This is a genomic window from Enterococcus pingfangensis, assembly GCF_005405205.1.
GTDB lineage: Bacteria > Bacillota > Bacilli > Lactobacillales > Enterococcaceae > Enterococcus_A > Enterococcus_A pingfangensis.
On sequence record NZ_BJDP01000016.1, the window covers coordinates 23,135 to 36,839 of the forward strand.

General features: G+C 39.3%; 11 protein-coding genes and 1 other RNA gene. 5 read left to right on the plus strand and 7 right to left on the minus strand.

All coding sequences use genetic code 11. The features are described from left to right. Window positions 1-77: 77 nt before the first annotated feature. The gene (gdhA, locus tag FFM63_RS09095; protein ID WP_137609977.1) at window positions 78-1,421 is read right to left on the minus strand and encodes an NADP-specific glutamate dehydrogenase; all 1,344 of its coding nucleotides are present in this window, start codon (window positions 1,419-1,421) and stop codon (window positions 78-80) included. A 157-nt stretch (window positions 1,422-1,578) separates the two neighbouring features. Here gdhA and FFM63_RS09100 point away from each other — a divergent pair, with 157 nt between their 5' ends. Next, window positions 1,579-2,832, plus strand: a complete 1,254-nt coding sequence (locus FFM63_RS09100; protein ID WP_137609978.1) for a BaiN/RdsA family NAD(P)/FAD-dependent oxidoreductase — start codon at window positions 1,579-1,581, stop codon at window positions 2,830-2,832. On the opposite strand, the gene ybaK is transcribed toward FFM63_RS09100, so the two are convergent. The 3 genes from ybaK to FFM63_RS09115 all read right to left on the minus strand — a co-directional run bounded on the left by ybaK (window position 2,829) and on the right by FFM63_RS09115 (window position 5,437). Continuing rightward, on the minus strand, window positions 2,829-3,317 hold the full coding sequence (ybaK, locus tag FFM63_RS09105; protein WP_137609979.1) for a Cys-tRNA(Pro) deacylase: 489 nt from the start codon (window positions 3,315-3,317) through the stop codon (window positions 2,829-2,831). The genes FFM63_RS09100 and ybaK overlap by 4 nt on opposite strands. Window positions 3,318-3,494: 177 nt before the next feature. Further along, window positions 3,495-4,244, minus strand: a complete 750-nt coding sequence (gene aroD, locus FFM63_RS09110) for a type I 3-dehydroquinate dehydratase (RefSeq protein ID WP_137609980.1) — start codon at window positions 4,242-4,244, stop codon at window positions 3,495-3,497. 23 nt (window positions 4,245-4,267) lie between these two features. Continuing rightward, entirely contained in the window at window positions 4,268-5,437 is a 1,170-nt protein-coding gene (locus FFM63_RS09115) for a class I SAM-dependent rRNA methyltransferase (protein ID WP_371851359.1), read from the minus strand. Window positions 5,438-5,615: 178 nt separating this feature from the next. Here FFM63_RS09115 and FFM63_RS09120 point away from each other — a divergent pair, with 178 nt between their 5' ends. The 3 genes from FFM63_RS09120 to FFM63_RS09130 all read left to right on the plus strand — a co-directional run bounded on the left by FFM63_RS09120 (window position 5,616) and on the right by FFM63_RS09130 (window position 10,077). After that, window positions 5,616-7,724: an LTA synthase family protein gene (locus FFM63_RS09120; RefSeq protein WP_137609982.1), complete on the plus strand. Its 2,109-nt coding sequence runs from the start codon at window positions 5,616-5,618 to the stop codon at window positions 7,722-7,724. Between the two features lie 122 nt (window positions 7,725-7,846). Further along, window positions 7,847-8,503 (plus strand): hypothetical protein, encoded by a 657-nt coding sequence (locus FFM63_RS09125; RefSeq protein WP_137609983.1) that lies wholly within the window; start codon window positions 7,847-7,849, stop codon window positions 8,501-8,503. Window positions 8,504-8,637: 134 nt separating this feature from the next. After that, on the plus strand, window positions 8,638-10,077 hold the full coding sequence (locus FFM63_RS09130; RefSeq protein WP_137609984.1) for an NCS2 family permease: 1,440 nt from the start codon (window positions 8,638-8,640) through the stop codon (window positions 10,075-10,077). 51 nt (window positions 10,078-10,128) lie between these two features. On the opposite strand, the gene FFM63_RS09135 is transcribed toward FFM63_RS09130, so the two are convergent. Both FFM63_RS09135 and FFM63_RS09140 read right to left on the minus strand, forming a co-directional pair. Continuing rightward, entirely contained in the window at window positions 10,129-11,598 is a 1,470-nt protein-coding gene (locus FFM63_RS09135; RefSeq protein ID WP_137609985.1) for an ATP-binding protein, read from the minus strand. Continuing rightward, window positions 11,595-12,317 carry a winged helix-turn-helix domain-containing protein gene (locus tag FFM63_RS09140; RefSeq protein ID WP_137609986.1) on the minus strand — a complete coding sequence of 241 codons (723 nt, stop codon included), beginning with the start codon at window positions 12,315-12,317 and terminating at the stop codon, window positions 11,595-11,597. The genes FFM63_RS09135 and FFM63_RS09140 overlap by 4 nt, the downstream gene beginning before the upstream one ends. 207 nt (window positions 12,318-12,524) lie before the next feature. Here FFM63_RS09140 and ssrA point away from each other — a divergent pair. Then, window positions 12,525-12,891, plus strand: a transfer-messenger RNA (tmRNA) gene (gene ssrA / locus FFM63_RS09145). Between the two features lie 218 nt (window positions 12,892-13,109). Here the strand turns inward: ssrA and FFM63_RS09150 are convergent. Beyond that, window positions 13,110-13,553 (minus strand): MarR family winged helix-turn-helix transcriptional regulator, encoded by a 444-nt coding sequence (locus FFM63_RS09150; RefSeq protein ID WP_137609987.1) that lies wholly within the window; start codon window positions 13,551-13,553, stop codon window positions 13,110-13,112. Window positions 13,554-13,705: the final 152 nt, after the last annotated feature.

Genomic DNA, 13,705 nt, shown 5'->3' on the forward strand with positions numbered 1-13,705 from the left:
CTCCTTGAAAGTCACTTCATACAATCTATACTTTACGTTTCTTTTAATATTTTTTCAAGTTTAAACCTTTTAAAAAATTAAACTGTTCCTTGAGCAGCCATCGCAGCAGCAACTTTTGCGAAGCCTGCAATGTTTGCACCAGCTGCAAAATTGTCTTTTTCAGCATATTTTTCTGCTGTATCACGACAAGTTTCATAGATGTTTTTCATGATGCCATCTAATTTGCCGTCAACTTCTTCAGCTGACCATGCTAAACGTTGTGAATTTTGGCTCATTTCTAACGCTGAGACTGCAACACCGCCAGCATTCGCTGCTTTCCCTGGACCATAAAGCACACCATTTTCATGATACAACTTAACTGCCTCGTTTGTACTTGGCATGTTGGCTCCTTCAGCGACTACTTTCACACCATTTTTGATTAAGATCTCAGCTTTTTCATCATCGATCTCATTTTGAGTCGCACATGGCAACGCGATTTCTGCCGCCGTTTTAAGATCCCAAACAGAACCTTCATGGTATTCTGCAGATGGACGTTCTTTCGCATATTCAGTTAAACGAGCCCGACGAACTTCTTTAATTTCTTTTAACAGTTCAACATCGATTCCGTTTTCATCGTAAATATAACCATTTGAATCAGAACAAGTCAAAGCCGTTGCGCCTAACGCTTGTGCTTTTTCGATTGCGTAGATTGCTACGTTCCCGCTACCTGAAACAATCACTTTTTTGCCTTTAAAAGAATCTTTGCGATCTTCTAATAAATGTTTGACAAAGTAAACTGCACCATAACCAGTAGCTTCTGTCCGTATTAAACTTCCGTTGAAGCCTAAAGGTTTACCTGTTAGTATACCCATATCATATTCGCGCAAACGTTTGTATTGACCAAATAGATACCCGATTTCACGACCGCCGACACCGATATCACCTGCTGGCACATCTAAATTTGGACCGATATGTCTAGCTAATTCAGTCATGAAACTTTGGCAAAAACGCATGATTTCAGCATCAGATTTGCCTTTCGGATCAAAATCAGAGCCGCCTTTGCCGCCGCCGATTGGAAGACCCGTCAAACTATTTTTGAAGATTTGTTCGAAACCTAAAAATTTCAAGATACTTAGGTTCACACTTGGATGGAAACGTAATCCACCTTTATATGGCCCAATCGCTGAGTTAAATTGTACTCGATAGCCGCGATTCACTTGCCAGTTGCCTTTATCATCTTGCCAAGGGACACGAAATTGAATCAATCGTTCCGGTTCCAGAATCATGCCTAAAATATTTTTCTCCACGTATTCTGGGTGTTCTTCTAGAAAAGGAATGACTGTTGGTAAAAATTCTTCCACCGCTTGTAAAAATTCTTCTTGATTCGGATCTTTTTTCACCAGTTCTTTTTGGATCTGCTCTACATATTGTTTTACTTCCATCAAATTCCTCCTCACATTTAATACACATATTTTACATCATTTTCTAATAAAAGTGAAAATTTTTTTGAATTTCATTACAAATTGAATGCCAATCGTTCGGATTTACAGTATGATTAGACCGACTTATAAGTAAATTCGTGGATAAGGAGAAAATAAAATGAAGAAATTTGATGTGATTGTGATTGGCGGAGGACCGTCCGGAATGATGGCGGCGATTACCGCAGCGCTGAATGGTGCCAAGGTGGCTTTGTTTGAAAAAAATAAACGCTTAGGAAAAAAATTACTCATGACAGGCGGCGGCCGCTGCAACGTCACGAACAATCGGCCAGTTGATGACTTGATCACTCACATTCCTGGTAATGGTCGTTTTTTATATAGTACCTTCTCACAATTTGACAACCAAGATGTCATGCGCTTTTTCAGCGAGCGGGGAGTCGCTTTAAAAGAAGAAGATCACGGACGAATCTTTCCAGTTTCTGATAAATCGGCAACAATCGTGAACACTTTAAAAGAGGAGCTGGAAAAATTAGCTGTCACCCTTTTCTTTAAAGAACCGATTGAAAAAGTGATTACAGATGGAACGGTCATTCAAGGTGTCCGAACTGCAGAAGGCGACTATTCTGCTAAAAGTGTCATAGTAACAACTGGCGGGATCACTTATCCTTCGACTGGATCACAAGGCGACGGCTATCGTTTCGCCAAATCCCTTGGGCATCATGTCACCCCTTTATACCCGACAGAATCGCCGATTTTTTTAACGGATGATTTTATTGCGGATAAAACTTTGCAAGGTCTTTCTTTGCAAGATGTAAAATTAGCTGTCTTAGATGAAAAAAATAAAACGATTGCTAGTCACGAAATGGACTTGCTCTTTACTCATTTTGGAATCTCTGGCCCTGCGGCTTTGCGCTGTTCAAGTTTTGTCAATCAATTGTTGCGCACTCAAAAAACAGCGACCTTAGTGTTAGATTGTTTTCCTAATAAAACCGACAGCGAATTGTTGACAGAAATTACTGACTATTCAGCGGATTCGACCAAACAATTAAAAAATGCTTTAGCTGGTCTTTTACCTGAACGACTGCTGCTTTACTTCTTAACAAAAGTTGGGATCAGCGACCAAACTTATAATCAAACGTCCAAAGAACAATTAGATACCTTTATTTCCTATTGTAAGAGTTGGTCGTTGACTGCCAACAAAACATTTGGTTTAGAAAAATCATTTGTGACTGGCGGGGGCGTCGAACTAAAAGAGGTCAATCCAAAAGAATTAGCCAGCAAAAAAATCCCCGGGCTTTATTTTGCCGGGGAAGTACTGGATGTCAATGGATATACGGGCGGCTATAATATTACTACCGCTTTTTGTACCGGCTATGTTGCCGGCACACACGCTGCGTATCACGCATTTTCTTAATCTTGCGTCAACTCCGCAAATCGTCCCCGCGTCAATTCTACAATGGCGTCGGGGGCGATTTCCATTTGCAGCCCTCTTTTGCCAGCTGAAATCGCAATCTGTTCAAAGTTTTTTGCTGAAGTATCCACAAAAGTCGGAAAAAGCTTTTTCATCCCAATCGGTGAACAGCCGCCGCGAATATAACCAGTCGTCGCTTCTAAGTCTCTCAAATGGAGCATCTCAACCTTTTTATTGCCGCTGACTTTTGCGATTTTTTTAAGGTCTAGTTCATGGTCACTTGGAATAACTACTACAACTGGACCGGTTTTATTACCTACTGCTACTAATGTTTTAAAAATCCGTCCAGCCTCGATCCCAACTTGCTCAGACACATGACCTGCGCCTAGATCATTGTCACTCCATGAATATTCATGTTCGATATAAGCGATCTTTTTTTGTTCGACTAAACGAATCGCATTGGTCTTTTGAATTTTCTTCTTAGCCAAATCAATCCCTCACTTCATTTATTTTCTAAAGTCTAGCAAAAAAAATGATTCAAAACAAACCAGATAGCCGATAAGTCGGAGCAAGAAAATCGCTTAGTCAAGCAAACAAAGAATACCCACTAAAAAAATTCTTTAGTCGGTACTCTTACATAGGCTATTTAGTTTCGCTGATTAATTTTATTTCAATTCGTCGATCATCATAGCTAATTTCTCTGCTTCGATTTGAGCATCCGGATAAGACTGGCCTACTAAACAACCATAGGTCATACAAGATCCATCTAATGATCCACTGACTTGCGAGAATTTACCTAACCGTCCTAACGAGACTGAAATGATTGGTAAAGAAACAAAGGTTTGAGCTTTCATTACGATCTCCATTTGCCGCAAGACATCGGCTTCATTTTGCGGTTGGACGACGATTTTTGCAATATCTGCTCCGCAATGTTCTGTTAAGTTCAAACGAAATAAAATGACGGCATCTTCTGGTGTCTCTTCAAAATTGTAATAACTCAAGATCACTCGTACATCTAATGATTGCATCCATTTGATAAAAGACGTCGATAATTGATCGATGATCGAAACTTCTACATCCGCCAAATCAATCGCGCGTGAAGAAACAGCAAATTCATTGATATGCCGATACTGGTTCAACGAGAGCTCGACTTTTCCGCCCGCTTCCGCCATCCGTAAATTGAAAATCAATGGAATATTCCGAATTTCATCGCGTAATGCTAACAGCGTGGTATTCAACTTCTCGTCATCTAAGATATCTTCATAATAATCTGCACGCCATTCGATCACCTCAGCAACTTTCTTCGCTTGAACGGCTTGTTCGATGATCTCATCAAATGTCGTTCCGACAATCGGTACACAGATCTTAGGTTTTCCCGCATCAAAACGGACATCTCTTACTTGAATATCCATCATAATTTCTCACACCTCAGTTTCTTCTATTTTTTTATCGTATAAAACAATACTTTCAAGTAATTACTTTCTTCAAAGTCGCTAGCTGGAAAGTCTGCTGGTAAACGATAACTTTCTACTAATTGATAATCTACTTTCTTATTTTGCAACGCGGTTTCGATCACATACTTGAACTTTTTAATTGAAAGGTTCGCTGCATTGGTTGAAGCGATGATCAACCCGTCATCAGTCAAAATCTCGACACTATCTTCGATCAATCGCCCGTAGTCTTTGGCGACTGAAAATGTTTTTTTCTTATTGCGGGCAAAACTTGGGGGATCCAAGATAATCACATCATAAGTTAAATTCTTTCTTCCCGCATAGCGGAAATAGTCAAACGTATCCATCACGATGATTTTTTGTTGCTCTAATGGCAATCCATTCACTTCAAATTGTTCTTGCGTTTTAGCTAAACTGCGTTGTGCCAAATCCACGCTGGTCGTCTCTAGCGCACCGCCATATGCTGCAGCGACTGAAAATGCTCCTGTATAACTGAACATATTCAAGACTTTTTTCCCAGCAGCCAGTCCTTCAGTCAACCGTCCACGAACCTCTTTTTGATCTAAGAAAATACCGGTCATGTAGCCTTCATCTAGATATACGGCATAGGAAACACCATTTTCCATTACTATCAGCGGTTCTTGCGGTTTTTCACCAGCCAACCAACGACTTTCTGGCAGTTCACTTTTAAAGCGAATCTTTTCAACGAGCCCTTTTGCAGTTGGAAAAATTTGCAGCAAGCTAGCTACGATCATCTTTTGAAAATGGTAAATGGTTTGATTGTACCAAGAAATTACCAAATAATCTGCATAGTAATCAATCGTCATTCCGCCAAAACCATCGCCTTCGCCATTGAACAAACGAAAAGCCGTCGTCGTCTCATCTGAAAAAAAGGCTTGGCGCTTTTGAATCGCCTGTTGGAATTTTTGCGCTAAAAGGTCTTGATTAATCGCACATTGCGTCTGATCGATCACCCAACCGAATCCCTTATTCTGTTTGCCTAAATACCCAGTCGCGACATAATGATGTTTATTATCAACAAATTCCACCCACTCTAAGGGAACTTTTTTGATACTTTGTTTTAAGTCTTCTTCTTGAATCAATGGATTCCCTTGGCGAATTCGTTTGATTCCATAATTAGTTAATTCTATTTTCACACTCATCCCCGCTTTCTTCTATTAGTATATCAAAAAAAATTAGTATTTTTCGCTTATAAAGTTTTCTTTAAGCCTGATTGCTCTTGATTTAATAAGAATTGACGAGGTTAGCGGAAGCGAGTAAACTGATAACAAGTGAACGTTTCGCAGTTTATCTGCGTCAGAAAGGAAGTTTCCATTGAAAAAACTAAAAGCTCCTGCATTTTTGAATAAACGCCTCGGCTTCTACGCGTTACTGACATTCTTATTGTGGGCAAAAAGTGTTTTTGCATATTTATTTGAATTCAATTTAGGGATTGAAAGCCTAACTCAGTATTTCATCCTGTTTATTAATCCAATTGCATCGACAATGTTTTTATTATCGATTGCTTTATATGTGCGCCGATCAAAGGCCTCTTATCTAACGATGATGATCATCTACGGTTTAGCAAGTTTCTTGCTATTTGCCAATGTAGTCTATTATCGTGAATTCACCGACTTCATTACTGTAAATACTTTCTTAGGTGCCGGCAAAGTTGCCAGCGGTTTAGGAGAAAGTGCAATGCGGCTATTCCGTCCTTACGATATTTTATACTTGATCGATATCGTGATCTTACCATTGCTCTTATGGCGCAAACGCATCAAAGCAGAAGAACGGCCCGTTCGAGCGCGGATGGCTTTTGCTATGACGGCTCTTGCAGTTATGATTTTCTCAGGTAATCTTTTCTTAGCTGAAGCTGATCGTCCAGAATTACTGACGCGGACTTTTTCTCGCGACTACTTAATCAAATACCTTGGAGTGAATGCCTTCACCGTTTACGATGGTATCCAAACGTATAAAACGAACCAAGTTCGAGCTGAAGCTAGTCCAAATGATTTAAAAGAAGTGGAATCTTACGTAAAAGAACATTACGCTGCGCCTAACAGTGAGTATTATGGTATCGCTAAGGGCCGCAATGTTATTACAATCCATTTAGAAAGTCTGCAACAATTTGTGATCGACTATAAACTAAAAGATGAAAATGGACAAGAACATGAAGTAACCCCATTTTTAAATAGTATTTTCCATAGTAACAGCACCTTTGCTTTTGATAATTTCTTCCATCAAGTAAAAGCCGGAAAAACTTCGGATGCTGAAACATTGATGGAAAATTCATTGTTCGGTTTGAATCAAGGTTCTTTGTTCTCACAATTAGGCGGAAAAAATACCTTCCAAGCAGCACCAGATATTTTGAAACAAACAGCCGGCTATACGAGCGCGGCATTCCACGGAAATTCAGGAAACTTCTGGAACCGGACTGAAACTTATAAGAATCTTGGATACGACTATTTCTTTGATTCTTCTTACTATGATGTGAATGATGAAAATTCATTCCAATACGGCTTACATGACAAACCGTTCTTCCAGCAATCTGTGCAATACTTAGAACGTCTGCAACAACCGTTCTATTCAAAATTCATTTCCGTTTCAAATCACTATCCATATAGTGAATTTAAAAATGACGAAGCTGGTTTCCCAATGGCGAATACGAGCGATGAAACGATCAACGGCTACTTTGCAACAGCCAATTATCTCGACAAAGCGGTTGAAGAATTCTTCACTTACTTAAAATCTTCAGGCTTATATGATAATTCGATCATTGTTATGTACGGTGACCATTATGGAATTTCTAATTCAAGAAACCCTGACTTAGCACCGTTGCTTGGTAAATCAAAAGAAACATGGTCAAACTTTGACAATGCGCAAATGCAGCGTGTTCCTTACATGGTTCACATTCCTGGACAAGATAAAGGCGGAGTCAACCATACTTACGGTGGTGAAGTCGATGCATTGCCTACGCTATTGCATCTTTTGGGTACTGATACAAGCAAGTATATTCAATTAGGGCAAGATTTATTATCAGAAGATAATGATCAACTCGTTGCTTTCCGCGATGGGGATTATGTCACACCTGATTACACGTATTACAGTGGAAACTTATACGATAATCAAAGCGGATTACCGATAGCTGAACCTGACCAAGCGCTGCAAACAAAAGCGGATGCTTGGAAAGATGCTGTTTCTACTCAGTTAAGTACTTCAGATAATATCAATAACGGTGACCTCCTCCGCTTCTATTCAGCCAGCGGATTGGAACCAATCGATGCTTCGCAATTTGATTACAAAGATGGGTTTAACAAACTAGTAAAAGCTGAAAACAAACTGGGGGATAAATCGACCAGCGTATTTGATCAAAATGGTAAGAAATCTACTCAAGAGCTGTACAAGACTCAAACGTACAAGCAGTATCAAGAACAAAGCCAATAATCAGATTCTAATGAACACTCTTCACGATTTTGTGAAGAGTGTTTTTGCATTTATTTCTTCGGATAGAATTCATAATTCTTTCAAATTAGGATTTTATACTTAGGGGTAAGAGGTGGGAATCTATGGAACTTATTTCAATGACACTTTCAACGATCAAACAACATCGTATCCAATTTTTGATTTCTTGGGCGATTTATCTCGTCGCGCTTTTTGTCTTAACAAGTTTGGATATGTTAAAACTAGTCTTGAAACAAGTCGATTCCTCCAATCAGATCCAGTTGTTCACTAACGAAGAAGCAGAACAACTCCAAAAATACTTTTTTGATCGATTATCAATTAGCGCCATCGGCTTTTTTATCTTATTGCTGATACTTTTTGGAATCCGGATCCATCGGCAGAAAAAAAGCCCGCTCCCAGCAAAACGTTTCATCTATTCAACCAGTCTAGAATGTTTCTTAAGTATATTAATTGCAAGCCTCTGTTTGATTTTATTTTTTACTGTTTTCGAGCCCGTCTATGAATCGCTTTTGCAAATTTTTTACCATCAAGGTTTGAATCAGCTAAAAGAATTGCCGAACTTTGTTTTGAGTAATGGCACAAGCGGGATTGCTTACTCACTTCGTTCGCCTCTCTCCTCTGAATTATCTTCGACAACGTTGTTAGATTTGTTTTTTGGCTCGCTAATCAAAGCTATTTTCTATATTTCCTTATGTTTATGCCTATTAACGATCATCTTCTGTCTGTTAGATTCATTTAAAAAACCGAGAAACGTTCATTAAACACGAACATTCCTCGGTTTTTTTATTGTTTTATTCAGCGAACGCTTGAAAGTCGATTATTTCTTCATTATACTTATAAAGTATTCGGTTTTTACCGATATAATGAACTTATTTCTAAGGAGCGTTTACTAATAATGGATAAATTCTTTAAATTAAAGGAACAAGGAACCACTATCTCCACTGAAGTAATGGCTGGAATCACAACATTCTTTGCCATGAGTTACATTTTGTTCGTTAATCCAAGTATTTTATCAGCATCAGGAATGCCGTTCCAAGCGGTCTTTCTAGCAACGATCATCGCCTCGGTCATCGGGACTTTAGTCATGGGGGTATTTGCAAACGTTCCTTACGCACAAGCACCCGGCATGGGATTGAACGCATTCTTTACTTACACAGTCGTATTCGGATTAGGTTATTCTTGGCAACAGGCTTTAGCAATGGTATTCATTTGTGGGATCATCAATATTTTGATCACCGTTACAAAAATTCGTAAATTGATCATTCATGCAATTCCTGAAAGTATGCAGCACGCGATTGGCGGCGGGATTGGGATCTTTGTTGCTTATGTAGGAATCAAAAATGCCGGCTTACTTTCATTTAGTGCAGACTCCTCCGCAATCACCAGCAGTGTGGTTGAAGCCGGAAAAGCGACCAATGTTTCAATCAACAGCGGAATCGTTCCAGCTTTGGCAAACTTTAATAATGCACCGATTTTACTGGCGGTGATTGGTTTGGCGATTACTACTATTTTAGTCGTTAAAAATGTTCGCGGTGCGATCTTGATCGGCATTGTGATCACAACCTTATTAGGAATCCCAATGGGTGTCGTCCAATTAGGTTCGATCGATTGGCATGCAAATTCATTAGGCAGTTCGATCCAAGAACTTGGTACAACCTTTGGGGCAGCCTTTGGTTCTGACGGCATGGGATCGTTGTTTGCCGATTCAGCCAAATTACCGCAAGTTCTTATGACTATCTTAGCTTTCAGTTTATCTGATACTTTTGATACGATTGGAACCTTCATCGGGACCGGCCGTCGAACAGGGATCTTCTCAAAAGAAGATGAAAATGCCTTAGCCAATGACTCTCGCGGGTTCAAAACTAAAATGGACAAAGCGTTGTTCGCTGATGCGATTGCTACATCTATTGGTGCAATCTTCGGAACATCTAACACGACTACCTATGTCGAATCAGCTGCCGGTATCGGTGCTGGTGGACGGACAGGTCTTACTTCAGTTGTCGTAGCTATTTTATTTGCATTAAGCAGTCTATTCTCTCCATTGATCGCAATCGTGCCAGCACAAGCAACTGCACCAGCATTGATTTTAGTCGGTGTTATGATGTTAGCTTCGTTTGCTGATATCAACTGGTTAGATTTAGAAGAAGCCGTTCCTGCTTTCTTCGCCAGCATCTTTATGGGACTTTGCTACAGTATCTCTTATGGGATCGCAGCCGGCTTTATTTTCTACACGATCGTTAAAGTTGTCAAAGGAAAATCTAAAGAGATCTCTCCGATTCTTTGGATCGTTGATCTTTTGTTCATCTTGAACTTTATTATCTTGGCCATTTTATAAAATAATCTTTCATAGTTAAAGAGCCGTGACAAATCCTGTCACGGCTCTTTTTCATTCTTCAGTTTTTTCTGATTTCTCAGGTTTATCGGGAAATACGACCGTGAATGTCGTCCCTTTTTCTAACTGGCTAGTGACATCGATTTTGCCTCGATGCAAATGAACCAATTCTTCTACGATCGACAAACCTAAACCTGACTCGCCATATTTCGTGTTTTTTCGTGATGGATCTGCTTTGTAATAACGATCCCAAATATTTTTCACTTGTTCCTCAGTCATACCAATCCCAGTATCCGATATCGCGATTTCTGTCGCCTGTTCCAACTTCTTGATCGCAATCGTGATCGTTCCATCTTTTGTAAACTGGATCGCATTTTGAACTAAGTTGACCATGATTTGGACAAAACGATCATAATCGGCATAGACATTGATTGGATCCGTTGTTTGCAATGTTAACTGATTTCCTGACGCTTCCGCTTTTGCTTGCAATTGAGTGACCAGCAACGCGACAGCTTCAGTCGCATTAAACGTTTGTAACACGATACTTATTTGATTGGTCCGAATTTTTTCGTAATCCAGATTTTCATTGACCAATCGAATCAAACGCGAAGTTTCATTTTGCATCAGCTTGATCGCTTTTTCTTTTTGATTTTCGGGAATTGCATTATATTGCAGCCCCTCTAACAAACCATTGATCGTTGTCAAAGGCGTCCGCATCTCATGCGACGCATCTGCCATAAATTGTTTGCGCCGTTCTTCTTGCCGTTCGATTTCTTCGTTCGACTCTTTTAACGAGACCGTCATCTGGTTGAAGTCATTGGCTAAATCATCGAATTCATCTCGATTTCGATTGGGCACGACTACATCAAAATTCCCCGCCGCAACCTCTTTAGTCGCCGAACGCATTCGGTTGATTCGTCTTACTTGCTGCATCGCGAAGAAGTAACTTACGAAGATCGCAACAAGTGAAGCGATGATAAAGGCTTTGAATAAGTCAGTTACAATCAAATTGACACTCGTTTCCACATTCATCGCAGGTTGGCTAACGAGTAACACACCAAAGAATTCGCCATCTGTGAAAAAAGGGACCATCGCATAAGACGTCGTTTTATTTTGTCCCATTACATTTTTTGAATTAGTTTCTTTTTGCTGTTGGCCTTCTTTTAACGCTTTCCATTGCGTATCGCTGATTAGATCCCGGTTGATTTTTCCTGATTGCTCAGGATATTGAACTGTTCTGTCTTTATTGATAAAAACGAAGGAAACATCTTGCTGGTTCAAACTTGATTCAGTTACACCAATCGCAAATTGAAAAATCTCATTGCTCGACATCCCCTCAAAACGAATATCCCTGCTCAACGAGAGATTATTGTTTTCCATCGATTGAGCATAGCCAAGCAGTGTTTTGTAATTGTTATCTTCAAGCGTCTTACGAGTAAATTGTGTAAAAGACACCCCTAACGTCAGCAGAATCAGGATGATCAATCCGCCAAAAGCTAGTAGTTGTTGATACAGGTATTTCATTGACCAACCTCGGTATCATCAAATTTGTAGCCTACACCCCAAACAGTTTGAATAACTTGCGCCCCGACTTTTTCGATTTTTTGACGTAATTTTTTGATATGAGCATCCACTGTTCGTTCATCACCGAAATATTGATAGTCCCAAACTAGTTCTAGCAACTGCTCACGGGTAAATACTTGCCGCGGTTTCTTCGCCATCGTATACAACAAATCAAACTCTTTAGGCGTCAAACCATCAATCGGTTTACCAGCTAAATATGCTTCGCGGGTCTTCAAATTCATCTTGAAATGATCCGTCTGGATATCAAAACTTTCATCAGCTGTTTCCGTATCTTTTTGCGGTTCAGTCGTCAACTCGCTGCGGCGGTGCAAAGCCTTGATCCGAGCAATCAAAGTCAATGGTGAAAATGGTTTTGTGACATAATCGTCCGCTCCCATCTCTAGACCAATGACTTGGTCACTTTCAGAATCTCTTGCTGTTAACATGATGATTGGTACTGTTTTAGAGACTTTACGGATCTGGCGCCCGACTTCCATTCCGTCCATACTCGGCAGATTCAAATCTAGTGTAATCATATCCCATTTTTCAGGATCCGCTTTAAAAGTCTCCAATCCTTCTTTGCCATCATATTTAAATTCCGCTTCCCAACCTTCATTCAAAAAAAACATCTGCATCATTTCAGAAACAGACTCATTGTCTTCAATCATTAAAATTTTCATACTTTACCCCCTGATATCATCTGATTCTCATTATAAGTATACTCTATTTCATTTTTTTCAACCATTACCTTACTCATATCTTCATTAACAATTTGTTTTTTCTTCAATCTTTCTGACATTTAGCATGAATTCTTAAATTAGTCGTTACTTCTTTGCATTTTTTATAACAGGATGCTATACTCATCTTTGCAACAAAATATTTATTAGGGGGCCGTTACGGATTCGACAGGCATAGTTTGAGCTTGAATTGCGCTTCGTAGGTTACGTCTACGCAAAAACGTTACAGTTAAACATAACTGCAAAACAAAACAACAACTCTTACGCTTTAGCTGCCTAAAAACAGTTAGCGTAGATCCTCTCGGTATCGCCCATGTGCTCGAGTAAGGGTCCTATTCTAAGTGGGATACGTTTCAACTTTCCGTCTGCAAGTTGAAAAAGAGCTCATCAGACTAGCAATGTTCGCGGCCTGTCATGCGGCAGAGAACAAAGCGAAATTTAAATAGTATGACTATGAGCGTAGATTTTTAGGTGTCGATATGTTTGGACGCGGGTTCGACTCCCGCCGGCTCCATTTCGTAGTTTTCACTAGATTTCAAAAACGACTAAACCCTTGATTTGATAAGGATTTAGTCGTTTTTAATTTTCGATATTTTTGCTAAAAAATGTCAAAGGGTATTCAATTTGCTTTCGGAAAAGAGAAAAACAAGAAGACTTCTATAGCTAATTAAGCGGTAGAGGCCTTCTTATTTTCCCTTTTTTGATACTTTTTTAAATAATTGTATTCCCATGCTGTTAATTTTTTTCAGGATTTTTTTGATCCAACTTATCTAATCGCTGCTCCATTTTTTCAAGTAATTGGACCATCTGACTATCACTATGTTCTGGTAATAAAAACTGATTCAAGTCTTCTACTTTTTCTTTAATCGACAAAGCGGTCTCTTTTCCCATCGGAGTTAATTTTAATAAGGAGCTGCGTTTATCTTCTGAACTCAATTTATCAATATAGCCATTTTTCACTAGTGTATTAATCGCTCGGGTGATCGTACTTTGATTCAATTTAACTAAAGCAGAAAAATTACTCTGGGTGATTTCTGGATGATCCAACAATTTCAATAAGTAAAAATAATTGGTCGAGTTAATATGTGGTGAGTCAAACAGTTGATTTACATGAATCGTGATCGCCTGATTCAACAATGCCACCCGTTGGATCAAACCGTCTTCTTTTGTAAAAGTCATAATAGGTTACTCCTTTGTTCATGAAATAAACGGCTCCCATCACTACTTCATGATGGAAGCCGTACCTATTTATTATTGGTGTTAGTATCAAATCTTAGACAACTTTTCGTAGAGACAGAAATAAATTAAACTTATCTACGAGAGGATGGATT